Below are 22,578 nucleotides of genomic sequence, written 5' to 3'. Positions count from 1 at the left end.
CGCTTCAGGCGGCGCGGGCCTCGCGGCGGTAGCCGCCCGGGGCCTGGCCGTACTCCCGCTTGAAGGCCTTCGCGAAGGCGTACTCGGAGCCGTACCCGGTGCGGGCGGCGACCGCCGTGAGCGGGGCCTCGGACTCGCGGAGCAGCCGGGCGGCGGTCGTCAGCCGCCAGCGGGTGAGGTACGCCATCGGGGGTTCGCCGGTCAGGGCGGCGAACCGGCGGGCGAAGGCGGCCCGGGACAGCCCCGCCCGGCCAGCGCCTCGACGGTCCACGGGTGGGCGGGGTCCTCGTGGATGGCGTTCAGCGCCGGGGCGACGGCCGGGTCCTCGAACGCGGCCGCCCAGCCCGCCCCGCCGGTCCGGGGCTGGTCGTCGAGCCAGGCGCGGAGGATGTAGAGGAGGAGGGAGTCGATCAGCGCCGGGACGATGCCGGTGGAGCCGATGCGGGGGGTCTCCAGCTCCGCCGCCAGGAGGCGGACCGCCGCGCCGAGTTCGACGTGGCGGCCGGGCCCGGCGGGCAGGTGCACGATGTCGGGGAGCTGCCGCAGGAGGGGGTGGGGGCGGCTCTGGTCCAGGCGGTAGTGCCCGCACAGCAGGCTGGTGCGCGGGCCGTCGCCGCCGACGGTGACCGTGCCGATCGGCAGGGAGTCCCGGTACTGGTCGGTCTGTTCCCGGGCGTACGGCGTCGAGGGGTGGTCGGCGAGGACGCAGCCCGCGCCGCCGCGCAGGAAGACGACGTCGCCGGGGCCGAGCGGGATCGGCCGCCCGCCGGAGGCCCCGTCGAGCGGGACCAGCCAGCACGTTCCGGAGAGCACGATGTGGAATCCGGCCCCGGAGACCGGGGGGATGCGCAGCCCCCAGGGGGCGCGGCCCTCCGTGCGTACGGAGGTGGGCTGTCCGGTACGCATGGAGCTCAGCGCCTCGGTCAGGATGTCCATCGCTCTTCCTCTCGGCCGCTCCCCCGGTGCCCCCCGGTGCCCACCGGTGCAACCCTATGCTCACGCGACGGTGAGGACGACCTTCCCCCGCACCTGACCGCCGCCGACCAACTCGTGTGCCTTGGCGGCCTCTTCGAGCGGGAAGGTCTCGGCGACGTACGGGCGGACCCGGCCCGCGTCGACGAGTGCGGCGATGGCCTCCAGCCCGGCGTAATCGGGTTCGACGGTGACGCCCGCGAAGCGTCGCCCGGCGGCCTCGATGCGGGCGGCGAGCTCCCGGTCCCCCTGCTGGACGATGCTGACGAGGGTGCCGCCGGGCCTGAGCACCTCCAGGGCCCGTGCGCCCTCCGAGGAGGCGTCGAGGACGACGTCGACGTCCGCGACCTTCTCGGTGTAGTCGGTGGTGCGGTGGTCGATCACCTCGTCGGCGCCGAGGCCCCGTACGAAGTCGTGCTTGGGCCCGCCGGCCAGGGCGATGACATGGGCGCCGCGTGCCTTCGCGATCTGCACGGCGAGGTGGCCCACTCCCCCGGCGGCCCGGTGGATCAGCACCCGCTGCCCCTCGGTGAGCCCGGCCGCGTCCACGAGCCCGTGCCAGGCGGTGAGGGCGGCGAGCGGGAGGGCGGCGGCGTGCACGTGGTCGAGGGTGGCGGGCTTGCGGGCCACCTGCCGGGAGGGGACGGCGACGTAGTCGGCGTAGGCGGTGGCGGCGCGGGGGGAAGAACGGCATCCCGTAGACCTCGTCGCCCGGCTTGAAGCGGGCGCCGGGGCCGCTCTCCTCGACGACGCCCGAGATGTCCCAGCCGACGCCGAACGGCAGCTCGCCGTAGATCGGGTAGGCGCCGGAACGGACCGCCAGGTCGGCCGGGTTGACGGCGCTGGCGTGGACGCGGACGAGGACTTCGGTGGCGAGCGGGACGGGCCGTTCCAGCTCGACGGTCTCCAGGACCTCGGGGCCGCCGAAGGACTTCTGGATCACTGCGCGCATGGGAGGGGTTCCTTCCGGTCGGCCGACCGGGCGGGGCGCCCGGCCGGTGCGGTTGTTCTCGACCTTAGGAAGGCTGCGCGAGCGGATGAATATCCTTCTGTCTCGGGCAGATGTCCCTGCGTCTCACCGGCCGGGCTTCCCGGTGCATTCACCCTGCGTGCGCGGCCGCCTGCCCCGGGATGCGCCCGCACATCAGGTTGCCCGGTTCCGACGGGTCGTCACTGATCCAGAACTGACACCACAGCTCGGCGAACTCGGTGCGGCTGAGATATCCGTCGCCGTCTCGGTCGAGTACGTCGAAGACGCCCTCGGTGTCGACGGTGCGGCCGTGCCAGACGTCGACCAGGCGGCGGTGCTCCTCGGGCGAGATGCGGCCGTCGCCGCTGGTGTCGACGGCGTCGAAGAGGGCGTGGGCGGTCGCCTCGACCTGTGCACGCAGGGTGGGGAGCCGGTCGACCAGGACGAGGAGTTCGGACTTGTCGACCTTGCCGTCGTGGTTGGCGTCGGCGACCGAGAGCAGGCCGTCCCACCAGCCCATCAGCAGGGTCTCCAGCCGGGAGCGCAGTTCCGTGCCCGGTTCCGCTCCGGGGAGGCGGCCCCACCGCTCCACGAGGGCCTCGAAGTCGTCCTTCTGGAGGTAGCCGTCGCCGTTCACGTCGAACGCGGCGAACATGTTGTCGATCTTGCGTTGCTGGAACCCACTGGCCATGACCGGCCCTCTTTCCACGTCGCACGGCACACCGTCGCCGCGCACCGCGCCGGGGGCGGCGCGCGGCGACCTTGTGAGCACGGTAGAAGTCCGGCCGGGCGGTTCCGGGTGACTTGACGCAACATCACCCGTGCGTGCGACCGCCGCCCGTCCCTCAGACGCGGGCCAACGCGACGAGGTAGAGGAGTTCGATGTAGAGGTTGGCCTGGGAGGTGGCCTGGAACTGGGTCTGGATGGTCTCGTTGGCGCCGGCCCACCACACGTAGCTGGCGTCCGGGCGGCCCCGGAAGCGTTCGTTGACGGTGAGCCTGTTGCCGGGTTCGGTGGCTCCGTCGGAGCCCGCGCTGCCGGTGGAGTCGGACCACAGCTGCACCCTGCGGTTGACCACGGAGTGCCACTGGGAGCCGGGGGCGTCGAGGAGTTCGTCCACGATGATGGAGATCCAGCCCTGGCTGTCGGCGCTGCCGATCGCGGTGGAGAAGAACCAGTCGTAGCGGTAGTCGACGGTGGTGCGGAACTCGAAGTCGCTGAAGGACGGGAGGCGGAACGGGCCGCCCATCTCGGCGGTGCCGCCCGCCGCGCCGGTCCGGTTGTAGAGGCCGAGGCCGACGTGCGCCTCGCCGCCGCCGAGGTCGACGGTCGCCTGCTGGCCGCCGTCGGAGGCCTTGGCGCGGGGCCAGGGCCACGGGCGGCGGAAGAGCTGGAGGTCGGCGATCGCGGCCTCCGCCGCGGTCTCGGGGGGCCGGACGTACGTCGGGGTCTGCTCCAGCCGTACGCGTACCTGCTCCTCCCAGGCGGCGAGTGCCTCCGGGTCGATCGTGCCGGACTGCACGGCCGCACCGGCCTCGATGAGGGCGGCGTTGCGCCGGGCACGTTCCTCGCGCTGCCGCATGTCGTCGTCGAACGCGCGGGAGCGGGCGTCGGTGAGGGCGTCCAGCGCGTCACCGGGGATCTTGACCTCGGGGTTCCTGCTTGCGTTCCTGCCCTCGCCGAAGGGGGCCGACCCGGATGCGTCGTGCATGGTCATGGGGTTCCTCCTGCTCGACCGGAGCGGCCGCCGCCACGGGTGGGGGCGGGCCGACGCCGTGTCCTCGCGCTTCACGGTAGGACCGGGCGCGCACCTCGGGGAGGGGGAGTGCAGCAACTCGCCGGTGTAAACAGGGGAGTTGGTGGGGATGGGGCGGGAGGTACCGTACTACTCCCCAGTACGGCCCGCGCCCCGAGGAGAACTCCGCCCATGAACAGGCCCGACAGCGCACCCCGCGGCTCCGGTGCGTCGCGCGATCACGATGTCGTCATCAGCGGGGCGAGCCTGGCCGGTTGCGCCGCGGCGATACTGCTCGCGCGGCGCGGAGTGCGCGTCGCGCTGCTGGAGCGCCGCTCGGACCCGGAGGCGTACAAGGCGCTGTGCACGCACTCCCTGACGGCCTGCGCCCATCCGGTGCTGCGCGAGCTGGGACTCGTCACGGCCCTGGAGAAGGCGGGCGCGGTCCCCAACAAGGCGCGCTGGCACACCCGTTGGGGGTGGATCGAGCCGTGGGGCGCGGCCTCGGACGCCGAGCTGCCGATCGGGTACAACGTCCGGCGCAGCACGCTGGACCCGCTGATCAGGTCGCTGGCGGCCGAGACGCCGGGGGTGGATTTGCTGCTGGGCCACCGGGTGACGGGGCTGCTGCGGGAGGGCGGGGGCGCCGCGTCCCGTGTCGTGGGGGTGCGGGCTTCGGCGGCGGACGGGGAGCGGGAGCTGCGGGCGCGGCTGGTGGTCGGGGCGGACGGCAAGGACTCGGCGGTGGCGAAGTTCGCCGGTGTGCCGGTGCGGGAGCACAGGAACGGCCGGTTCGGGTATCTGGCGCACTACCGGAACCTGCCGCTGCGGGACGGGATCAGCCACGCCTGGTTCCTGGAGCCGGACATGGCGTACGCGTTCCCCAACGACGACGGGGTGACGGTGCTGGCGGTGCTCCCGGACAAGAAGCACCTCCCGGCCTTCCGGGCGGACCTGGAGGGCAGTTTCCTCGCCTTCGTGCGCGCGCTGCCGGAGGCACCGGACGTCGACGCGGCCGAGCGCGTCACGAAGATCACCGGCACGGTCGACTACCCGCTGCACAGCCGCAGGCCGACCGCTCCGGGGCTGGCGCTCGTCGGGGACGCGGCGCTGACCGGTGATCCGCTGTGGGGTGTGGGGTGCGGGTGGGCGCTCCAGTCGGCGCAATGGCTGACGCGGGCGGTGGCCCCGGCGGTCGCCGGTCGGGCCGATCTGGACAAGGCGCTGCTGGTGTACGCCCGTGACCACGGGAAGCGGTTGCGCGGGCACCAGTTCCTGGCGGCGGACTTCGCGGTGTCGCGGCCGTTCAACCCGCTGGAGCGGCTGATGTTCTCGGCGGCGGCACGTGACACCGCCGTGGCGCAGCACATGCACCGGTTCGCGTCACGGCTGATCGGTCCGGCGCGGTTCCTGAGCCCGGCGGCGCTGGCGAAGGCGTCGGTGGTCAACCTGCGGCACCGCAGGGCGGGCGCGGGGGTCTGACCGGGAACGCGGGGCCTGACCGGGCGACCGGGAACGCGGGCGTCAGCGCGGGGCGAGGGCGTCGAGTTCGGCGGTGAACAGGAGGGCGGGGTCGAAGCCCATGCCCGCGAAGTGGCCGGCGAGTTCCAGGGACAGGACGCCGTGCATGCGCGTCCAGAACGTCAGGGCGAGGTGCAGGGCCGCGGGCGGGGCGGGATGCCCGGCGGCCCACTCGCGGTGCTCGGCCAGGAAGGCGGGGGCGGGTGGCGCCGAGGGCGCGGCCCTGCGGGCGGCGAGGGCGGCGGTGCAGGCGTCCAGGAGCGTCTTCATGATCTCGTCGGAGATGCCGGTGACGTCGTCGGGGGCGTGATAGCCGGGCACCGGGGTGCCGTAGAGGAGCAGGTACCGGTGGGGGTCCTCCAGCGCCCAGTCGCGCAGGGTGTGCGCGAGGGCGGTGAGACCGGAGCCCGTGGCGGCGGTGGCGCGGAGGGTGTCCGCGAGGCTTCGGTAGGCCTCCCTGATCAGTTCGGTGATCAGGTCGTCGCGGCTGGCGAAGTAGCGGTAGAGGGCGGGGCCGCTCATGCCCATCTGCTTGGCGATCGCGTTGAGGGAGAGCGCCGAGGCTCCGGCCGTGGCGATCTGCTGCCAGGCGTGCTCCTTGACCTCCGCGCGCACTTGGGCGCGGTAGCGCTCACGGGGGGTCTCCGCGTCCGTCTTCTTCGCCTCGGCCTTCGCCACGGTGTGCCTTCTCTCCCACCCAGCCCGAATTTTGTTAGAACCTATCACGCAACTGTTGACCCCTCACGCACGGTCGAGTTATACCTTGTAACGAACGAGCCGCCATATAGCCGAAGGGGTCCCCATGTTCACGAACCGAAGCACCCGCGCCGCTCTGCTCGCCGTCTCGCTGCTCGCCACCGGATTACTGGGCACAGTGGCCGCACCGACCGCGGCCGCAGCAACCACACCCACCACCTCCCTCACCTGCCAGGGCAAGGGCGTCGACCCCGACGCCCGCGTCCGCCACCGCACCGAGACGGTCGTCCACGCCCCCCTGCACACCATCTGGAAGCTCCAGACGGACGTGGCGCGCTGGCCCTCCTGGCAGCCCGGCATCACCGACGTGAAGCGCCTGGACCACGGCCCGTTCCGCGCGGGCTCGGCGTTCCGCTGGACGACCCCGATCCCGCCCAATCCGCAGACGCCCGCCACCAGCCTGGAGATCACGTCGACCGTCGAACAGCTTCGGCAGGGCTCCTGCATCCGCTGGACCGGACCTGCCGTCGGCGCGGGTGGCCTGCGCATCGACGGCGTACACGTGTGGACGTTCACCAAGGTCAGGGGCGGGGTCCGGGTGACCACCGAGGAGACGCACACCGGCGCGGTGGTGGACGCGAACGAGGACGCCGCGCGGGCGATCCTGCGCGAGGGCCTGGAGAAGTGGCTGCGCGACCTCACGTCCGCGGCGGAGTCCGCCACTTGCTGAATCCCCGGCAGGTCGGGGCCGCGACACAATCGTCGCGACACGCCGCACGGCCCCGACGCCCTCAACAGCAGCCGTACGTATCAGCCCGCCATGGGACCGAGCACGGCGAACACGCCGTCCCGCTTCTCCCCCTCCGGGGACTCCCAGTGCGCGACGACGTGTGCCCGGGACCCGTCCGTCGCCGCCGTGCCCAGCACGCGCGTCACCGACAGGGTCAGCGGGCCGGACGGCTCACCCGTGGCCACGGTGACCGTCGTGGCGAGCTTCTCGTCGCGTACGTCGCCGGGGACCAGCTCGGCGGGGAGGGCGGGGCCCGTGGTGCGGGCGGTGACGGCCGGGTCGGGGGTGTCGCTGATGTTCTGGTGCTGCGGCTCGGCGCGGTTCTGGAGCAGCGCGAGCAGCTGCGGCACGAGGGCGGGGTCGAGCGGGCCGTCGTACATCCAGCGCGTGCCGAGCACGCCGTGCTCCATCGTGCCGATGAAGGCCCGCTCGGCGGCGGCCCCTTCGAGCGGCGCGCCGCGGTAGGTGACGGGGATCTGGTACGCGACCGGGCTCGGCCCGGACGCGTCCGTGATCACCATGAACTCCAGGCCCACCTCGCCCTCGGGGTCGTCCAGCCGGAAGCCGCCGGCCTTGGCCAGGTCGGGGGTGGCCGAAGTGCCCTGGTACCAGGGGCGGGTGGGCAGCCACGCGGTGAAGAGTTCGAGTTTGGTGGGGGTCACGGTGGTGTCGTAGATGGTCGCCATGCGGGGAAGGTACAGGGCCGGGTGCCTTCCCCGCACGGGTGTGTTTTCGGGGCTCAGGGAGCCATCTCGTACGTTCCGGACAGCGCCTCGACCTGCCGCCAGACGCGGGCCGAGCGCTCCTCGTCCACGGCGGGGCGGCGGACGGCCCCCAGCGCCCAGTTCTGCTGGGCCTCGGTGGCGGAGTCCTTGCCGTACAGCTCCACGGCGTGCGCGGAGAAGTCCCGTACGAGGACGGCGAACAGCTCGTCGAGGACGTCCGTGTCGAGGTCCGTCAGCTTCGCCTGCTCCAGGATCAGCTGGCCGTGCACGACGAGCGCGAAGAGCTGGCCGACGGCGAGGAGGAGGTCCAGGTCACGGCTCTGGGCCTCGTCGGGGGCGGCCGTCTTGACGAACTCGCAGAGGGCGTCGGCCTGTTCGCGCAGGCGGGCCACGTTGGGCAGGCTCGCGTACGCGTCGAAGGCCGGGCGCCAGTCGTGGAAGCGGACCGAGCCGAGGCCCCGGGCCGGGCCCTGGCGGAAGAGGAAGTCGTCGTCGGCCGCGTCGAGGCGGGTCGGGACGGGCTCGTACGGCGCCGGGTCCAGGAGGTGGTTCTTCATGAACTTCAGGATCAGGGCGAGGTTGACGTGAACCGTGCCCTCCAGCTTGGGCAGGCCGCGGATCTCGATCGCCGCCTGGGCGAAGTAGTTGTCCTTCTCGAAGCCCTTGGCGGCGATGACGTCCCACATGAGGTCGATGACCTTCTCGCCCTCGGTGGTCACCTTCATCTTCGTCATCGGGTTGAAGAGGAGGTAGCGGCGGTCGTCGGGACCGGCCGTGCGGAAGTAGTCGACGGCGCGGTCGCTGAAGAGCTTCATGCCGACCAGGCGGACGTACGCGTCGGTCAGCTCGCGGCGCACGTGCGGGAAGGCGGTGACCGGGCGGCCGTACAGGATGCGGTTGCTCGCGTGGGTGACGGCCTCGTACATCGCGTGCTCGCAGATGCCGATGGAGGCGGTGCACAGGTTGAACTTGCCGACGTTGACGGTATTCAGCGCGGCGTCGAAGGCGGCGCGGCCGGTGTGCAGGACGTCGGCGGCGGTGACCGGATAGTCCTCCAGGCGGAACTCACTCACGTACTTCGACGAATCGACGACGTTCTTCACCAGGTGGTACGCGTCGTGGCGGCTGTCGGCGGCGAAGAAGACGTAGCCGTCGGGGCCCTCGACGTCCGTGCGCCGCCCGAAGACGGAGACGAGCCCTGCTGCGTTTCCGTTGCCGATGTAGTACTTGGAGCCGGTGGCACGGAAGCCGCCGTCGCCGTCCGGGGTGAGCAGCATGTCGGTGTTGTAGATGTCCGCGCCGTGCGACTTCTCGGAGAGGCCGAAGGCGAACACCTCGCCCTGGTCGAGGAGTTCGGCGGCGCGGGCGCGGGCGTCGGCGTTGTCGCTCTGCCAGACGGGGCCGAGGCCGAGGACGGTGACCTGCCAGGCGTACCAGTAGTCGAGCCCGTAGAAGCCGAAGATCTCGTTGAGCGCGGCGATGCGGGCGGTGTCCCAGCGCTTGTCCGGGTTGTCCCCGGCGGCCGCGGCCGGGGTGAGGAAGGTCGCGAAGAGCCCCTCCTTCGCGGAGAAGGCGAGGAAGTCCGCGAGCCAGGCGCGGGTGCGGTAGTCCTCGATGAGCCGGCGCCTGCCGCGCGCCTCGAACCAGTCGACGGTGGCCCGCAGCAGCCTGCTCGTCTCGGCGTCGAAGCCCTGGGGGTCGTAGGTCTGCGGGTTGAAGAGGAGGGGGGCGGCCATGAGGGGTGCCTTTCGGGGAGGGCGGCGGGCTTCGTACGGTCCGCGTACGTCGAGGGGCTCTCGCAGGTCGATCTTGCTATGCAACTTGTTGCACAAACAAGGCGGAGGGGGCGGTTGAGACACGGCTCACGGCACACACTGCCCGATGCCTGTGACGGGTGACAGCTCCTGGGGCGTCGGTCGGCATGCCCTCGTCAATCCATCTTCCTCAGGGTCACGCCACCAGGCAGCGTGTTCCCGGTTGCCGGTCCGCTCGTAGCGGTCCGCCAGTCGGCGGGCAGCGGCGGTGCTGCCCGCGCAGGCGGCCCGGGGCATCAGGTGGGTGGACCCGTGCCGCTCCCCGGTGGCTGCGGCCTCCGCGTACGGGCCGGGGGCGGAGCCCGCGTGGGCAGCCTCCGACTGCCACCGCTGCACTTCTTCCGTGTCGCCCCTGACTCTGGCGAACTCGGCGAGCGGTCCGAACGCGTCCGCGAGGCCCTCCGCGGCGGCCACCCGCAGGAAGGCCTCGGTCCGGTCCGGGTCGCCGTCCGTCGCCAGGTCCGTTCCCAGCCTGAGCCGGGCGTGGTTGCTGCGTCCGCCGCCGCCCGTTCGAACCAGTGGCGGGCGCCGTCGACGTCGTCGTGCAGCGCGAAGTGCCCCAGGAACAGGTACGCCTCCGGGTCGCCGCCCTCGGCCGCCGCGCGCAGCAGGTCCCGGCTCGCGTCCCGGTCGCCGGACTGCGCGCGCAGCAGCCCGAGGAGCATCGCCGCCTCGGGCACCCCGGCCCGCGCGACCTCGTGCAGCAGTCGGCCCCCGGTCTCGGTGTCGCCCTCCCGCAGCGCCCGTACGCCCGCGTCGAACGGCCCGCCCAGCGGTCGGCGGTCCGCCGGGAGGCCGTACTCCGGAAGCTCGCGGAGTTCGAGGACAGCCCCTCGTCAACGGCAGCCTGATCGCCCCGGCCACGTCGGTGCGGAACACCTCGCCCGCACCGGCGAGCGCGACCTGCCGGGTCGTCCGGGCGAACAGCTCGACCCTCAGCTCCCCCTCCAGGCGACGGATCGCCTGCGAGAGCGGAGGCTGCGCGATGTGCAGTTGCTCGGCGGCCCTGCCGAAGTGACGTGCTTCGGCCACGATCGACGTCAAGGGCAACCCTTGGCGGTCTGGTTGAGGGCTCCGCGACCCCTCGCACCAGCGCAGATCAGCGGTGTGCAGAATGAGGGCCATGCCGAAAACGATCACCCCTCAGACGGCAACCGCCGACGACGCCGCCCGGATCGGCCGGACCCTGGCCCGTGCCTTCGTCGACGACCCGATGATGCTGTCGTTCTTCACGGACGACGCCACGCGCGAAGACTCCCTCGCCCGGTACTTCGAGACCCTGTTCACCCGGCAGTACGTCCTGCACGGGCTGTGCGAGCGCACCGCTTCGGCGGCGGCGTTCTGGGTGCCGGCCGAGGCGCAGGAGAAGGCGGTTCCGGACGCGGCGACCATCGAGGTGCTCACGGGCATCCTCGGGGAGCGGGCCGCGCAGTTCGGCGCAGCCGTCGAGACGGCCGCCCGGCACGCCCCGCAGGAACCGCACTGGTCGCTCGCGCTCATCGGCGCGGACCCGGAGGCCCGCGGGCAGGGGCACGGGTCGGCACTGTTGCGGTCGGGGCTCGCGCAGGCCGACGCGGCGGGGCAGCCGGTCTACCTGGAATCGTCCAAGCCGTCGAACGTGCCCGTGTACGAGCACTTCGGCTTCCGGGTGCGCGAGGAGTTCGAGCTGCCGGGCGGGGGCCCGACGCTGTGGGGGATGTGGCGCGAGCCGCAGGCGTCCGCCGGGAAGTAGGTGCCCGGCGGGGCCTGTTGGTCGCCCCGGGTTCATCCACTCCTCGCCGGGAGGTCATGCGGCCCCGTGATCATCGGCCCCATGACCTCCCTCACCCAGGCCCTCCCCCGGGCCCTGCGCCCCGCCACCACCGCCGGTCCCGCCCTCGCGCTCGCCGTCGCGGCCGCGCTGCTGTCCCCCGCCGCTCCGGCGCACGCCGCCGATGCTGCCGTCTCGTACGAGGTGAAGATCAACCTCACGGTCTCGGCGCTGGACGCCTCGCACGCGCCGAGCGCGGCGGTACGGCAGGCCTTCGGCATCACCGGTGCCGCGAAGGCGCGTTCGTACAGCTACTACGACACCGACGGCCGCGCGCTCGACGCCCAGGGGTGGAGCGTGCGGCTGCGGCACAAGGACGGCTCGTCCTTCGAGGAGACGTACAAGAAGCGCTTCCCCGTCACCGGCGGCGACCTCGACGCCGCCCTGAGCACGGCCCGTGCGGCGGGCTTCGACAGCGCCGACTCCGCCTACAAGACGGAGGTCGACTGGGGTTACGCCAAGCAGACCCTGAGCTTCAGCAACGAGAAGAAGCGCAGTGCCAAGGACTACCCCAACACCTCCCTCCCGGCGGGCGACACCGGCCGGGGCTGGCTGGTCGCCGACGCCCCCGGCAAGCTGAAGGACGCGACGAACGCGCTGGGCACCTCGCGTGCGCACGGTCCGGTGACGGCGAAGGTGTACGGCGGCGCGTGGGGTGCCTCGGACGACGCGAGCATCGAGGTGCTGCCGGTGGTCGGCGCGGGCGGCACGGGCACGGAGTACGTCGTGGAGCTGTCGTTCAAGACGGACTCCCGGACGGCCGCCGCCGACCTGCACCGGGAGTCCGTCGCGGTCGCCGAGGCCAACGGGTGGCTGTACCGGGGCGACATCCTGAAGACGCAGCTCATCCTCGACCGCTACTGAGACTGCTGCTGAGACTGCTGCTGAGACCGCTGCCGGCGTTTGCCGGGGGCCGTTTCTCCAGGGTGCACACCCCGTCCTCGCAGCGCCGCTCCAGCCGCCCCCGCGAGATCGTCTGCACCAGGCCGATCGCCCAGCAGGTCGGGCAGCCCCGGAAGGCGACCAGCGCCAACGGGGCTGCCAGCAGCGCGACCGGTCCGACGACGGGTACGAGGGCGAGCGCGCCGCCGATCAGCCCCAGCCCGATGGCGCCGCGCGCCAGGTGACGCGGGACGGACCGGCTGGCGAAGTCGGGCGCGGGTGCGGTGGTGGTCCGGGGGCTCACGGTCGTACCTCTCCCTCGGTCGCCCGCGCCGATGCCAGCTCCTGGCGCAGCGTGGCACGCGCCCGGTGCAGCCGGGACTTCATCGCCGCGGTGCTCAGCCCCAGCGCGTGCGCGACGGTCCGGCCCGGCAGGCCCTGGAGGTCCCGCAGGACCAGGACCTGCCGCTGGTCGGGCGGCAGCGCGCCGACGGCGGCCGCGATCCGCGCCACCTCCAGCCGCTGGAGCACGGCCTCCTCGGCGGACGGCCCGGCGGTCTCGGCCGGTGCCTCCTCGCTCCGTACGGCCGGCGAACGCACCTGCCGCAGACACTCGTTCCGTACGATCCGGAACATCCACGAGGCCAGCGCCCCGGTCGCCCGCAGGGTGCCGATCTTCCGGTACAGGATGATCAGCGCCTCCTGCGCGGCGTCCTCGGCGTCCTGCCGCGAGGCGCACAACGACAGGGCGAACTTGCGCACATGGGGCTGCGACTCCAGCACGACTGTCGTCAGCGAGGTGACGTCCCCGCCCTGCGCGGCCCTGATCAGCCGCTCGTCGGGCCAGCTGAAACGCGCTTTCACGGACTGCTCCCCTCCTCGACGGCCGCCACGTCAGCCCCGCCTGCCGTACCGCCGCACCAGGTGCCAGCTGCACGCGCCCACGAGCAGGACGCCGACCACGATGCCAGTGATCACCACGGGTGTCTCCTCCTGTTTCCACCGGCCCGTCCGACCGGTTACGCAGACAAGAGGCACCGGACCCCGAAAAGGATTCAGCGAAGGTTGCGGTCCGTTCCGGCGAGACTGGACCGCCCCGCCGCAGCACCCGTCCCGACCCGACCGGAGTCCTCCCGATGAGCGCACAACTCCCCCTGACCTACGACGCGTTCGTGGCACGTGCCGTCGCCGATCCGACGGTCGTCGGTCTTGTCCTCAAGGGGTCGCGGGCCCACGAGGGCATGGCCACCGAGCACTCCGACCACGATCTGTACGTCGTCCTCGCCGACGGCGCCGAGCGGGAGGCCACCGGTCTGGCCCGGTACGCCGGGCACCGCAGCCCCGAACTCGACCTCGTCGTCCTGCCCCTCGCGGCCTTCCGCGCGGTCGGCATGCCCGGTTTCGAGCGGTACGCCCTCTCCCGGGCCCGTGTCGTGCTCGACCGGCTCGACGGCGGCATCGCCCGGCTGCTGGCCGACAAGGCGCGGCTCGGCGCCGACGAGGCGTTCCGGGAGGCGGGCGAGTGGCTGGACGCCTACGCCAACTCCCTCTACCGCTCGGTGAAGAACGACCGCGACGGGCACCCGCTCGCCGCGCGGCTCGATGCCGTCGACAGTGTCCGCTTCCTGCTGGAGCTGCTCTTCGCCCTGGACCGGCGCCCCCGCCCGTACAACAAGTACCTGGAGTGGGAACTCGCCCGGTTCCCGCTGCCCGGCTGGGAGACCGGGCCGCTGCTGGACGCCGTGGAGCACGTCTCGCGCACGGGTGACGCGACCGCCCAGCGCCGGCTGTTCGCCCGGGTCGAGGCGGTGGCGCGGCGGGCGGGGCACGGTGGGGTGCTGGACGCGTGGGGCGAGGACCTGCTGCTGATGCGGCCGCGCGCGTAGGGGGCTCCCTGGGTCGGGTCCCGGTCTGCGTTCACCCAGGGATCGCCCCGACGTCATGTACGCGTCGCCCGGCGTTGGACGGTGCCGCCGATCATGGCGCTGTCGCCGTGGGCTTCCACCATGTGCGAAGTGCTGTGCTGTCCGAGGGAGTTGTCCTGCTCATGAATCCGCGTGCCCTGCGTCGTCCCGTCGCCGTCGTGCTGCCGCTGTCCACCGCGCTCGCGCTGACCACCGTGGTGGGCTCCGCCGACGCGGCCGCCCCGACGCGGCACCGGCCCGAAGGGGCGCGGGTCGTGTCGACGGCGACGCTGCCGGACATTCCGCTCGCGCAGTTCAGCAACCGTCTGCTGCCCGGCACCGTGCGCGACGACCGAGGGGTGGACCTCGGCGGCATCGGCAGCGACCTGTACCCGGCCGGGCGGCGCGGGGAGTTCTGGACGGTCACCGACCGGGGCCCCAACGGGCAGATCGAGATCGGCAAGGAGAAGCGGCGCACCTTCCCCGTGCCCGGGTTCAACCCGGCCATCGTGAAGATCCGCGCCACGGGCGGGCGCATCGAGGTCCTGCGCGCCATCCCGCTGACGACGTCGAACGGCTCCCCCGTCACCGGGCTGCCGAACCAGGCGGGCCGCGACGAGGCCCCGTACAACTTCGACGCCTCCCAGCCCCTGACGTACAACCCCAACGGTCTGGACACCGAGGGCATCGTCCAGGACCGGGACGGCAGCTTCTGGCTGGTCGACGAGTACGGGCCGTCGCTGGTGCACGTGTCGGCGCGGGGGCGGGTGCTGGAGCGGCACGTGCCGAAGGGGCTGAAGCTGACGGGTGCCGGCTACCCGGTGATCGAGTCGCTGCCGTCCGTCTTCCTGAAGCGGAAGATCAACCGCGGCTTCGAGGGGCTGGCGCTGCTGCCCGGCGGGGATCTGGTGCTGGGGTTGCAGAGCCCGTTGCTGAACCCGGGCAAGGAGGCCGGGGAGGAGTCCCGGGCGACCCGCCTGCTGCGTTTCTCGCCCCGCAAGGGCAAGGTCACGGCCGAGTACGTGTACCGGTTCGACCCGGTCGGAGTCGTCGAGCCCGGCCAGAAGAAGACCTCCGAGCTGAAGATCTCGGCGCTGGTGGCGCTCGGCGGGGACCGACTCCTGGTCCAGGAACGCACGGACAAGTCCGCCCGCCTGCACGAGGTGCGGCTGCGGCCGGGCAACGACATCCTGGGCTCGCGGTGGGAATCCGCCGCGAAGCCCTCGGTGGAGGAACTCCCCGACCCGGCGGCGGCCGGGGTGCCGGTGCTGCCGAAGCGGCTGGTGGTCGACATGAACACGGTCAAGGGGGTACCGGGCAAGATAGAGGGCGTCGCGCTCGAAGGCTCGAAGACGCTGGTCCTGCTGAACGACAACGACTTCGGCATGACGGACGGCCCGTCCGCCTTCGACGCGAAGGGCCGACTTGTCGACAGCAACATCGAAACCACGCTCGTCCGGGTCCGCCTGCCGCACGCGGTCCGCTGATCGGGCGGGGGCCCGGCCCGGTGCGGGCGACTGTCGGAGACGGGACCCGGTGCGGGTGGACGGATGGCCTTGTGAACGGGTGCCGGGTGACCTCATGGCCACGTGACCGGGCGGTCACGTTTCCGGCTTGAGGCGGGTGCCCTGCCCCGCACGGCGCGAGGCCCGGCCCCCTCAACGCGGGTGTCCGGGCCCGCGCTTCTCGAATCGGCGTGGGTCTGGACACGCACCGCGAGGTGCCGGTGAGCCGACGCACAACGCTCGATGCACGGGCCTGGGCGCGCGGCCCGGCACCGGTGACCGAGCCCGCCCAGCTCGCCCGCACTCAGTGCGGTCCGAGCGGCACGCGCGCGGTCCGAGCGGCACCCGCAGCGGCCGGGCGGGCAGTATGCGCGGGACTTGTGCGCGGAGCGGTGCCCTACGCGCGGCGTGGCGCGGTGCCGTGGAGGTGGGTGCGCCGCACCGCGCAACGCCCTCGCGCCGCACAACGCCCCTCGCCCCGCGCCACGGCGTTAATCGCTTTCGTGCGGATCAATGGGCGCGAGAAGATGCGGGGGACCTCACCAGGAGTGATCCCATGTCTTCCACCCGTCTTCGTCTCGACCACCTCATGCAGCCCGGCGACCTCGCCAAGGCCGTCGAGATCGGCCACGTCACCCGCCGGACGCACCCGGAACTGCCGCTGTCGATCTACGCGTACACCCGTACCTGCCAGTACGAACAGGCCTGGACGGACGTCACCTCGCGCTGCCGCGGACTGGTCGTCGACGACGAGACGGGCGAGGTGGCCGCGCTGCCGCTGCCGAAGTTCTTCAACGCGGCCGAGCACGCGCTCGGCCGCCCGTACGCGCCCGGCCTCCCCGACGAGCCCTTCGAGGTGTACGACAAGGTCGACGGCAGCCTCGCCATCGTCTTCCACCACTCGGGCCGCTGGCACGTCGCGTCCAAGGGGTCCTTCACCAGTGAGCAGGCGACCTGGGCGGGCCGTTGGCTCACGGGCAAGGACACCGGTGCGCTCGTGCCCGGCACGACGTACCTCGCGGAGATCCTCTACCCCGAGAACCGCATCGTCGTGAACTACGGCGACCGCCGCGACCTCGTCCTCCTCGCCGCATACGGCCCGGACGGCACGGAAGTGCCGCTCGCCGAGGCCGCCGAGGCGTGGGCGCCGATCGGCTCCGTGGTCCGGGTGTGGCCCGCGATGCCGCTGGCCGAACTGGTCGAGCTGACCGCGTCGAGCACCCTGCCCGGCGGCGGCGCCTCCACCGGCACCGACGCCGAGGGTTTCGTGATCCGGTTCGCCTCCGGCCTGCGCGCCAAGGTGAAGATCGCGGAGTACGTACGGCTGCACAGGATCCTCACCGGGATCACCGAGCGGGACATCTGGCGCGGTTACGGAATCCAGCGCTTCCGGGACGCGGGCCGCCCGCCGAAGCTGGTCGCCCAGGCGGTCGGCAGCTCCGTCGCGGACGCCACGGGCGCGACCCCGCTGGACGACCTGCTGGAACAGGTGCCGGACGAGTTCGACGCGTGGGTGCGCGGCGTGATCGACCGGCTGGAGGCGGCCCTCGCCGACCGGGAGCGGGCCATCGACGAGGCGTATGCGACGATCTCCCACCTCGGCGACGACCGGGCGGCCTTCGCCCGCGCCGCCCAGGCGCTGCCGGACCGTGCGGTGAAGGCCGCCATGTTCCAGCGGCTGGAAGGACGGCCGACCGACCTCGTGGTGTGGCGTGCGCTGAAGCCGGTGGCCGCCGACCCGTTCAAGACCGATGAGGACAGCTGAACCATGCCCGACACGCCCCTTCCCGAGGCCGCGACCGAGGCCGGGAACGAGAACGAGACGCCGGCCGAGACCGAGACGCTCGCCGAGACCGAGACCGAGACCGAGACCCAGTCCGAGGCCGACGCCCCGACCCGCCTGCCCGTCGTCCACGTGATGACCGGCCTGCCCGCCTCCGGCAAGACCACCGCCGCCCGCGCCCTCCAGGCGGAGTCCGACGGCGGTATGCGACGCGTCAACCTGGACGACCTGCGCGCCATGCTCGACCTGCCCGCCAAGCGGGAGCGCGACGAGTCCCCCGAGGGCCGCGCCCGCTCCTGGGCCCGTGAGCAGACCGTGCTGGCCGTCCAGGACGAGGCGGTCCGCGCGGCCGTCCACGGCGGCTTCGACGTGGTCGTCGACAACACGCACCTCACCCCGCACATCCCCAAGCGGCTGAAGGCGGCGGTCGCGGGCCTGGCCAGCTTCGTGGTGCACGACTTCACCGACGTACCGGTGGAGGAGTGCGTACGACGCGACGCCGCCCGAGCGAACCCGGTCGGCGAGGACATCATCCGCATCCTCGCCGACAAGCACGCGAAGGCGACCAAGGGCGGCTGGCGGCTCACCGCGGACTGGTTCAACGACCAGGTGGAGGTGACCCCGTACGTCCCGGACCCGGCCCTGCCGTCCGCCGTGCTGTGCGACATCGACGGCACGCTCGCGCTGACCGGCGACCGCGGCCCGTACGACTTCACGCGCTGCGGCCTGGACATCCTGAACCCCTCCGTGCGGGACGCGCTGCTCGCCTTCCGGCAGACGCACGGCGACACGCTCGTCCTGCTGTCGGGCCGGGGCGAGGAGTTCCGGGAGCAGACCGAGGAGTGGCTGAAGCGCAACGACGTACCGTACGACGAACTGTGGATGCGGCCCGCGAAGGACCAGCGGCGGGACGACGTCGTGAAGGCCGAGCTGTTCGACGCGCACGTCCGCGAGCGGTTCGCGGTGCGGGTGTCGCTGGACGACCGGGACCGGGTGGTCGAGCTGTGGCGGCGGATGGGACTGCCGACCTGGCAGGTGAACTACGGGAAGTTCTGAGGACGGACGAAGGCTCCGGAGACGGAAGTACGTCTGCGGAGCCTTCGTCGTCCTTCCGGTCAGGCGCCCCAGCCCCCGCCCACCGCCCTGCTCGACAGGTACGAGTCGCGCAGGGCCCTGCGGAGGCCGGGCACCAGGTGCGTGTCGTAGTACGCGGCGAGGGCCTTGAGGGCGTCGCGGTGTTCGCGGCGGTCCTTGGCGGTGAACACGCTCGTCACCTCGACCTCCACCGCGAAGCACGCCATCGTCAGCTCGTCCGTCACCGCCGAGGCCGGGCTCGTACCCGTCAACACCACGTCCCGGAGGCCCTGTTGGAGGTCGAGAACCTGCTGCGGGTCCTTGACGTAGACCCGGTCGAAGGGCAGCACGCCCAGCTTCCTCTGCCGCTCGACGGTGATCGCTCCCGCCGCGGCGAGCTGCTCGCGGACGGGCTTCTCGGCGGTGGCGGCCTTGTTGTGCACGAACTGGAGCCAGCTCTTGGCCGATTCGGCGGGCAGGTCGCGCCAGACCTCGGCGAGGAAGCCGTCGTCCCTGGGGGCGGTGCCGCGTTGGCGGACCTTCTTCCCCTCGACGCTCAGGAGTCCGGCGAGGGCCAGTTCGTGGAGGGCGGCGGCGCGCAGCAGTTGGCCCCGGCCCTGGAGATTGGTGAGCTCGAACCTGCCCTTGTCGACGGTGTAGCAGAGCAGGTAGAGCCGCTGCGGCAGGGTCAGTCGCATCTTCCGGCCTCCAAGTAGGGGGAGTTACGGCGTCGTGGTCGGCGGCGTCGGTCCGGCCTGCGCCCTGAGCCGCTTGCCCGAGCGCCGGGCGGCCCAGACGACGACCAGGAGGGCCAGGGCGAGCAGCGGGTAGCCCATGGCGATCCGCGCGAAGGCCAGCCACCCCGTGGAGTCTTCCTCATACAGCCACTGCTGGACGACGAACCTGGCCGCGAACACGCCGGTGAGGGCGAGTGTGGCGATGTCGTAGTAGCGGACGGACGGCTTGTCCTTCAGCCAGGCGGTCCCGGTGCCGTTGAGCGCGCCCCAGACGATTCCGGCCAGGGGGCGGCGCACCAGTACCGAGACGAGGAAGATCCCGGCGAACAGCAGGCTCGTCCAGATGCCGAGCAGGAAGTACCCCTTGGCCGAGCCGGTCTTCCAGGCGACGAACGAGGCGACCGCGACGCCGAACAGCCCCGAGAGGGCGGGCTGTACGGGTTCCTTGCGGACCAGTCGCAGCACGGTGAGCGCGATGCCCACGCCGACCGCGGTGGCGATGGCGGCGGTCAGGCCGAGTGAGGCGTTGGCGACCACGAAAGCCACGACCGGCAGCATCGTGTAGACCATGCCGGTGGCGCCGCCCATCTGCTCCAGGGCGGTGGGCTTGGCGGGGGCGGGGTTCGGGGTGGGGGCGGGGGCCTGGGGGTCGGGCTCGGCGGTGTGGGGGTCGGTGGGACGTATCGGATCAGTCATCACAGGATCAACTCACTGAGTGGTGGGGGGAGTCCGGCATGTGCTGACGAACGCCTGCGTCTCAGGCCGTCCGGGTGCCCAGGTGCTGCGCGAGGAAGCGATCGGCGGCGCGGTACATGTCGATGTTGTTCTCCGGGTTGACGAAGCCGTGGCCCTCGTCGTCCTTGACCAGGTACGCGACCTCCACGCCCCGCGCCCGCAGCGCGTCGACGATCTGGTCGGACTCGGCCTGGGTGACGCGGACGTCGTTGCCGCCCTGGATGACCATCAGCGGCGCGCGGATCGCGTCGACCCGGCTGATCGGCGAGCGGGCCAGCAACTCCGCCTCCTGGGCGGGGTCTTCGGGGTTCCCGGCGTACCGGTACCAGTTGTTGTACAGCGACGGCTTCACGAACTCCGGCACGTTCCGCAGGAAGGTGACGAGGTTGGAGATGCCGCAGAAGTCGATCGCGGCGGCGAACACGTCGGGGGTGAAGCTGACACCGACCAGGGCGGCGTACCCGCCGTACGAGCCGCCGAAGATCGCGACCCGGTCGCGGTCGGCGTACCCCTCGGCGACGGCCCAGTCGACGGCGTCGATCAGGTCGTCGTGCATCTTGCCCGCCAGCTCCCCGACGCCCGCCTGGAGGAAGGCCTTCCCGTGCCCGGTCGAGCCGCGGAAGTCGACCTGGAGCACGGCGCAGCCGCGGTTGGCGAGGAGTTGGGCGGTGGGGTCGAAGCGGAGGCTGTCGCGGTGCCAGGGGCCGCCGTGCACCAGCAGCACCAGGGGCAGCCCGCGCGGTTCGAGGCCGAGGGGCAGGGTGAGGTACGAGTGCAGGTTGAGCCCGTCGCGGGAGGTGATCGTGACCGGTGCCATGGGCGCGAGGGTCTCGGGGTCGAGCGCGGGCAGCGGCCGGAAGAGGAAGCGGCTCTCGCCGGTGGAGTGGTCGTAGAAGTAGGTGACGCCCGGGTCGCGGGGGTTGCTGAAGCTGACCACCCAGCGGGTGCCGCTCAGATCGCTGGACAGGGCGGCGACTTCGCCCTCGGCCAGCTTCTCCAGCTGCTCCAGGACCGCCGCGAAGTGCGGGTCGAGGGGGTGGACGACCTGCCGTTCGCCGAGGTGGCGGACGCCGAGGAGGTCTCCGGTGCGCCGGTCGAGGATCAGCGGGTCCGGCATGCCGGGGAAGACGCTGGAGCGGGTGTCGAGGTCGAACGCGGGGTGCCGGTAGACCTCGGTCCGGGTGCCGGTGGCCAGGTCGAGCCGGGCCAGGCCGAGGCGGTCGGTGTCGCCGTAGTCGGCGATCCAGAGGCCTCGGCCGTCCGGGGTGGGGTGCAACGGGTCGACGCCCAGGGGGTGTTCGGTGCCGTCGAAGGTGGTGACGGGGCGCAGGGAGTCGGTCGCGGGGTCCCACTGGGCGAGGTCGATGTCGCCGTCGGGCTTCCAGGTCTGGGCGTACAGGTCGTCGCCGGGCGTCACGAGGAGTCCGGTGAACCGGCCCGGGTTCTGCGCCACGGTCGTCAACTCGCCGCTGGCGACGTCGATTTCGCACAGGTCGAACTCGACGGGGTTGCGGTGATTGAGGTGCAGGAGCACCTTGCCGGGCCGGTCGGGCGAGGTCTCGCCGCCGATGGCCGTCGCGCCGGGGAAGGGGGTGAGGTCGAGGGCTTCGGCGTCCGGGTCGTCGAGGTCGACGCGGTACAGGTGCCAGTTCTCGTCGCCGTCGCCGTCCTGGGCGTACAGGAGCCAGCGGGGGTCGTCGGTCCAGTGGAAGGTGTGCACGCTGCGGCGCTCGTCGGCGGTGACGCAGCGCGCGGGCTCCCCCGTGTCGAGCCCCTCCACCCACACGTTGAGCCGGTCCCGCCAGGGGGCGAGGTAGGCGATGCGGGTGCCGTCGGGCGAGATCGAGGCGGCGGCCCGGACGGGCGAAGCGAAGAAGTCCTCGACGGCGAGGAACGGGGGCTGACCGGCGGGCCGCCGGTCAGCGGATGCGTACGGAACGGTGGACATACGGACACTCCTTGTGAGTGGGGAGATTGCCGGTTGTCGGATGCCGCGAGATCGAGGGCGGGGGCGGGGGGCACGCGCATGCCGGACGGCGGACGCGTCGTCACGCAGTAATGACCTGGCCGTGCACGTGCGCAGCGTTACGTCGCCGTGGACACGCGGAGCGATACGTCACCGGACTCGGCCCCCGCGTTACGCCGCGGGGTACAGCCCGAGAGCCGCGCCCCCGGAAGTGCCCCGAGCGTCACGCGCCGGGCGCACCGGCACCCCTGGCTCCCCGGGCCCACGCGCCGCGCGCACCCCTCAGGCGACGGGGTCGCCGACAGCGCCTCCGGTGGCGGTGCGGATCGCGTGGGCGAAGCGCCCGGCGAGGGCCGGGAGGTCGCCGAACTCGGCGGGGTCGGCACCCGCGAGGAGGGCCGCGCCGATGTGCTCGTCCAGCACTCTGATCACCGACGCGGTGGCCGCAGCGTGCAGCCGCACGTCGAGGTCGTCGGCCGGGCGGCCCAGCCGGTCGCCGATGATCGCCCGCATCTGCTGTTCCGTCTGGTCGCAGGCCATCAGCCAGGCCGTACGGAGTGCGGGTTCGGTGTCGGCGAGCCGGATCATCTTCATGGCCAGCAGCTCGTCGGGCAGGCCGACGGGCGGTGCCTCGTGGCGGAGCCGGGTGAGTTCGGCGGTGAGGTGGTCCTCCAGGGAACTCTCCCTGGGCCAGGTGCGCAGCACGCTCAGCAGCGTGACGACGCCCTGCATGACGATCGGTTCGGCGCAGCTCTCCTTGCTGCGGAAGTGCCGCCAGATGGTGCGCGTGGACAGCCCGACGGCTTCGGCGATCTGGTCGCCGCTGGTCCCGGCCACGCCCTGGTCCCAGAACAGGCGTGCCGCTTCCCGCGAGATCTCCAGCCGCAGCCGCTCTCGTCGCTGGTCGCTCATCCCGCCACCGGTGCTGCGCTGCGCGGCCATCACGCTCACCCTTCCT

General features: G+C 72.4%; 21 protein-coding genes and 3 pseudogenes. 9 read left to right on the top strand and 15 right to left on the bottom strand.

Annotated elements, in window-relative coordinates:
- Positions 1–4: 4 nt before the first annotated feature.
- The 5 genes and pseudogenes from ACIO3O_RS13120 to ACIO3O_RS13100 all read right to left on the bottom strand — a co-directional run.
- Positions 5–196 (bottom strand): annotated as a pseudogene (locus tag ACIO3O_RS13120) (helix-turn-helix transcriptional regulator); the annotation flags it as partial.
- A gap of 5 nt (positions 197–201) precedes the next feature.
- Positions 202–936 (bottom strand): cupin domain-containing protein, encoded by a 735-nt coding sequence (locus tag ACIO3O_RS13115; protein WP_401744947.1) that lies wholly within the window; start codon positions 934–936, stop codon positions 202–204.
- A 60-nt stretch (positions 937–996) separates the two neighbouring features.
- Positions 997–1,924, bottom strand: a pseudogene (locus ACIO3O_RS13110) (NADP-dependent oxidoreductase).
- 148 nt (positions 1,925–2,072) lie between these two features.
- Entirely contained in the window at positions 2,073–2,633 is a 561-nt protein-coding gene (locus tag ACIO3O_RS13105; RefSeq protein WP_401744946.1) for an EF-hand domain-containing protein, read from the bottom strand.
- Between the two features lie 154 nt (positions 2,634–2,787).
- Positions 2,788–3,660 (bottom strand): hypothetical protein, encoded by an 873-nt coding sequence (locus ACIO3O_RS13100; protein ID WP_401744945.1) that lies wholly within the window; start codon positions 3,658–3,660, stop codon positions 2,788–2,790.
- Between the two features lie 210 nt (positions 3,661–3,870).
- On the opposite strand from ACIO3O_RS13100, the gene ACIO3O_RS13095 reads away from it, so the two are divergent.
- Positions 3,871–5,160 (top strand): NAD(P)/FAD-dependent oxidoreductase, encoded by a 1,290-nt coding sequence (locus tag ACIO3O_RS13095; protein WP_401744944.1) that lies wholly within the window; start codon positions 3,871–3,873, stop codon positions 5,158–5,160.
- Positions 5,161–5,202: 42 nt separating this feature from the next.
- On the opposite strand, the gene ACIO3O_RS13090 is transcribed toward ACIO3O_RS13095, so the two are convergent.
- The gene (locus ACIO3O_RS13090; RefSeq protein ID WP_401744943.1) at positions 5,203–5,877 is read right to left on the bottom strand and encodes a TetR/AcrR family transcriptional regulator; all 675 of its coding nucleotides are present in this window, start codon (positions 5,875–5,877) and stop codon (positions 5,203–5,205) included.
- 124 nt (positions 5,878–6,001) lie between these two features.
- Here ACIO3O_RS13090 and ACIO3O_RS13085 point away from each other — a divergent pair, with 124 nt between their 5' ends.
- The gene (locus ACIO3O_RS13085; RefSeq protein WP_401744942.1) at positions 6,002–6,625 is read left to right on the top strand and encodes an SRPBCC family protein; all 624 of its coding nucleotides are present in this window, start codon (positions 6,002–6,004) and stop codon (positions 6,623–6,625) included.
- Between the two features lie 80 nt (positions 6,626–6,705).
- Here the strand turns inward: ACIO3O_RS13085 and ACIO3O_RS13080 are convergent, their stop codons facing one another.
- Positions 6,706–7,371 carry a 1,4-alpha-glucan branching protein gene (locus tag ACIO3O_RS13080; protein ID WP_401744941.1) on the bottom strand — a complete coding sequence of 222 codons (666 nt, stop codon included), beginning with the start codon at positions 7,369–7,371 and terminating at the stop codon, positions 6,706–6,708.
- A 53-nt stretch (positions 7,372–7,424) separates the two neighbouring features.
- Positions 7,425–9,146: an acyl-CoA dehydrogenase family protein gene (locus ACIO3O_RS13075; RefSeq protein ID WP_401744940.1), complete on the bottom strand. Its 1,722-nt coding sequence runs from the start codon at positions 9,144–9,146 to the stop codon at positions 7,425–7,427.
- Positions 9,147–9,742: 596 nt separating this feature from the next.
- Here ACIO3O_RS13075 and ACIO3O_RS13070 point away from each other — a divergent pair.
- Positions 9,743–10,075, top strand: a complete 333-nt coding sequence (locus ACIO3O_RS13070) for a hypothetical protein (protein WP_401745279.1) — start codon at positions 9,743–9,745, stop codon at positions 10,073–10,075.
- A gap of 40 nt (positions 10,076–10,115) precedes the next feature.
- Here the strand turns inward: ACIO3O_RS13070 and ACIO3O_RS13065 are convergent.
- Positions 10,116–10,349 (bottom strand): annotated as a pseudogene (locus ACIO3O_RS13065) (LysR family transcriptional regulator); the annotation flags it as partial.
- On the opposite strand from ACIO3O_RS13065, the gene ACIO3O_RS13060 reads away from it, so the two are divergent.
- Complete coding sequence (locus ACIO3O_RS13060; RefSeq protein WP_401744939.1) at positions 10,339–10,956, top strand: GNAT family N-acetyltransferase; 618 nt, start codon at positions 10,339–10,341, stop codon at positions 10,954–10,956. The pseudogene ACIO3O_RS13065 and the gene ACIO3O_RS13060 overlap by 11 nt on opposite strands.
- A gap of 81 nt (positions 10,957–11,037) precedes the next feature.
- The gene (locus tag ACIO3O_RS13055) at positions 11,038–11,898 is read left to right on the top strand and encodes a hypothetical protein (RefSeq protein ID WP_401744938.1); all 861 of its coding nucleotides are present in this window, start codon (positions 11,038–11,040) and stop codon (positions 11,896–11,898) included.
- Here the strand turns inward: ACIO3O_RS13055 and ACIO3O_RS13050 are convergent.
- Together ACIO3O_RS13050 and ACIO3O_RS13045 are read right to left on the bottom strand one after the other, a co-directional pair.
- Positions 11,879–12,220, bottom strand: a complete 342-nt coding sequence (locus ACIO3O_RS13050) for a hypothetical protein (RefSeq protein WP_401744937.1) — start codon at positions 12,218–12,220, stop codon at positions 11,879–11,881. The genes ACIO3O_RS13055 and ACIO3O_RS13050 overlap by 20 nt on opposite strands.
- On the bottom strand, positions 12,217–12,780 hold the full coding sequence (locus ACIO3O_RS13045) for an RNA polymerase sigma factor (protein WP_401744936.1): 564 nt from the start codon (positions 12,778–12,780) through the stop codon (positions 12,217–12,219). The genes ACIO3O_RS13050 and ACIO3O_RS13045 overlap by 4 nt, the downstream gene beginning before the upstream one ends.
- 272 nt (positions 12,781–13,052) lie before the next feature.
- On the opposite strand from ACIO3O_RS13045, the gene ACIO3O_RS13040 reads away from it, so the two are divergent.
- The 4 genes from ACIO3O_RS13040 to ACIO3O_RS13025 all read left to right on the top strand — a co-directional run bounded on the left by ACIO3O_RS13040 (position 13,053) and on the right by ACIO3O_RS13025 (position 18,164).
- Complete coding sequence (locus ACIO3O_RS13040) at positions 13,053–13,802, top strand: hypothetical protein (RefSeq protein WP_401744935.1); 750 nt, start codon at positions 13,053–13,055, stop codon at positions 13,800–13,802.
- A 161-nt stretch (positions 13,803–13,963) separates the two neighbouring features.
- Complete coding sequence (locus ACIO3O_RS13035) at positions 13,964–15,307, top strand: esterase-like activity of phytase family protein (protein ID WP_401744934.1); 1,344 nt, start codon at positions 13,964–13,966, stop codon at positions 15,305–15,307.
- 574 nt (positions 15,308–15,881) lie between these two features.
- Complete coding sequence (locus tag ACIO3O_RS13030) at positions 15,882–17,090, top strand: RNA ligase (RefSeq protein ID WP_401744933.1); 1,209 nt, start codon at positions 15,882–15,884, stop codon at positions 17,088–17,090.
- 3 nt (positions 17,091–17,093) lie between these two features.
- Entirely contained in the window at positions 17,094–18,164 is a 1,071-nt protein-coding gene (locus ACIO3O_RS13025; protein WP_401744932.1) for an AAA family ATPase, read from the top strand.
- Between the two features lie 59 nt (positions 18,165–18,223).
- Here the strand turns inward: ACIO3O_RS13025 and ACIO3O_RS13020 are convergent, their stop codons facing one another.
- The 4 genes from ACIO3O_RS13020 to ACIO3O_RS13005 all read right to left on the bottom strand — a co-directional run bounded on the left by ACIO3O_RS13020 (position 18,224) and on the right by ACIO3O_RS13005 (position 22,562).
- Positions 18,224–18,880, bottom strand: coding sequence for a GPP34 family phosphoprotein (locus tag ACIO3O_RS13020; protein WP_401744931.1), 657 nt, complete (start codon positions 18,878–18,880; stop codon positions 18,224–18,226).
- Between the two features lie 24 nt (positions 18,881–18,904).
- Positions 18,905–19,615, bottom strand: a complete 711-nt coding sequence (locus ACIO3O_RS13015) for a DUF3159 domain-containing protein (RefSeq protein ID WP_401744930.1) — start codon at positions 19,613–19,615, stop codon at positions 18,905–18,907.
- Positions 19,616–19,676: 61 nt separating this feature from the next.
- Positions 19,677–21,602: an alpha/beta fold hydrolase gene (locus ACIO3O_RS13010; RefSeq protein WP_401744929.1), complete on the bottom strand. Its 1,926-nt coding sequence runs from the start codon at positions 21,600–21,602 to the stop codon at positions 19,677–19,679.
- 300 nt (positions 21,603–21,902) lie between these two features.
- Entirely contained in the window at positions 21,903–22,562 is a 660-nt protein-coding gene (locus ACIO3O_RS13005) for a TetR/AcrR family transcriptional regulator (RefSeq protein WP_401744928.1), read from the bottom strand.
- Positions 22,563–22,578: the final 16 nt, after the last annotated feature.

This window comes from Streptomyces sp. NPDC087440 (assembly GCF_044744005.1).
Taxonomy (GTDB): Bacteria; Actinomycetota; Actinomycetes; order Streptomycetales; family Streptomycetaceae; genus Streptomyces.
This window is presented reverse-complemented; position numbering and strand designations above follow the sequence as displayed.

Bases quoted from the DNA above. Each gene is read 5' to 3' on its own strand.
- ACIO3O_RS13115 (WP_401744947.1), bottom strand. From the start codon at position 936: ATGGACATCCTGACCGAGGCGCTGAGCTCCATGCGTACCGGACAGCCC.
- ACIO3O_RS13105 (WP_401744946.1), bottom strand. From the start codon at position 2,633: ATGGCCAGTGGGTTCCAGCAACGCAAGATCGACAACATGTTCGCCGCG.
- ACIO3O_RS13100 (WP_401744945.1), bottom strand. From the start codon at position 3,660: ATGACCATGCACGACGCATCCGGGTCGGCCCCCTTCGGCGAGGGCAGG.
- ACIO3O_RS13095 (WP_401744944.1), top strand. From the start codon at position 3,871: ATGAACAGGCCCGACAGCGCACCCCGCGGCTCCGGTGCGTCGCGCGAT.
- ACIO3O_RS13085 (WP_401744942.1), top strand. From the start codon at position 6,002: ATGTTCACGAACCGAAGCACCCGCGCCGCTCTGCTCGCCGTCTCGCTG.
- ACIO3O_RS13080 (WP_401744941.1), bottom strand. From the start codon at position 7,371: ATGGCGACCATCTACGACACCACCGTGACCCCCACCAAACTCGAACTC.
- ACIO3O_RS13075 (WP_401744940.1), bottom strand. From the start codon at position 9,146: ATGGCCGCCCCCCTCCTCTTCAACCCGCAGACCTACGACCCCCAGGGC.
- ACIO3O_RS13060 (WP_401744939.1), top strand. From the start codon at position 10,339: ATGAGGGCCATGCCGAAAACGATCACCCCTCAGACGGCAACCGCCGAC.
- ACIO3O_RS13055 (WP_401744938.1), top strand. From the start codon at position 11,038: ATGACCTCCCTCACCCAGGCCCTCCCCCGGGCCCTGCGCCCCGCCACC.
- ACIO3O_RS13040 (WP_401744935.1), top strand. From the start codon at position 13,053: ATGAGCGCACAACTCCCCCTGACCTACGACGCGTTCGTGGCACGTGCC.
- ACIO3O_RS13035 (WP_401744934.1), top strand. From the start codon at position 13,964: ATGAATCCGCGTGCCCTGCGTCGTCCCGTCGCCGTCGTGCTGCCGCTG.
- ACIO3O_RS13030 (WP_401744933.1), top strand. From the start codon at position 15,882: ATGTCTTCCACCCGTCTTCGTCTCGACCACCTCATGCAGCCCGGCGAC.
- ACIO3O_RS13025 (WP_401744932.1), top strand. From the start codon at position 17,094: ATGCCCGACACGCCCCTTCCCGAGGCCGCGACCGAGGCCGGGAACGAG.
- ACIO3O_RS13020 (WP_401744931.1), bottom strand. From the start codon at position 18,880: ATGCGACTGACCCTGCCGCAGCGGCTCTACCTGCTCTGCTACACCGTC.
- ACIO3O_RS13015 (WP_401744930.1), bottom strand. From the start codon at position 19,615: ATGACTGATCCGATACGTCCCACCGACCCCCACACCGCCGAGCCCGAC.
- ACIO3O_RS13010 (WP_401744929.1), bottom strand. From the start codon at position 21,602: ATGTCCACCGTTCCGTACGCATCCGCTGACCGGCGGCCCGCCGGTCAG.
- ACIO3O_RS13005 (WP_401744928.1), bottom strand. From the start codon at position 22,562: ATGGCCGCGCAGCGCAGCACCGGTGGCGGGATGAGCGACCAGCGACGA.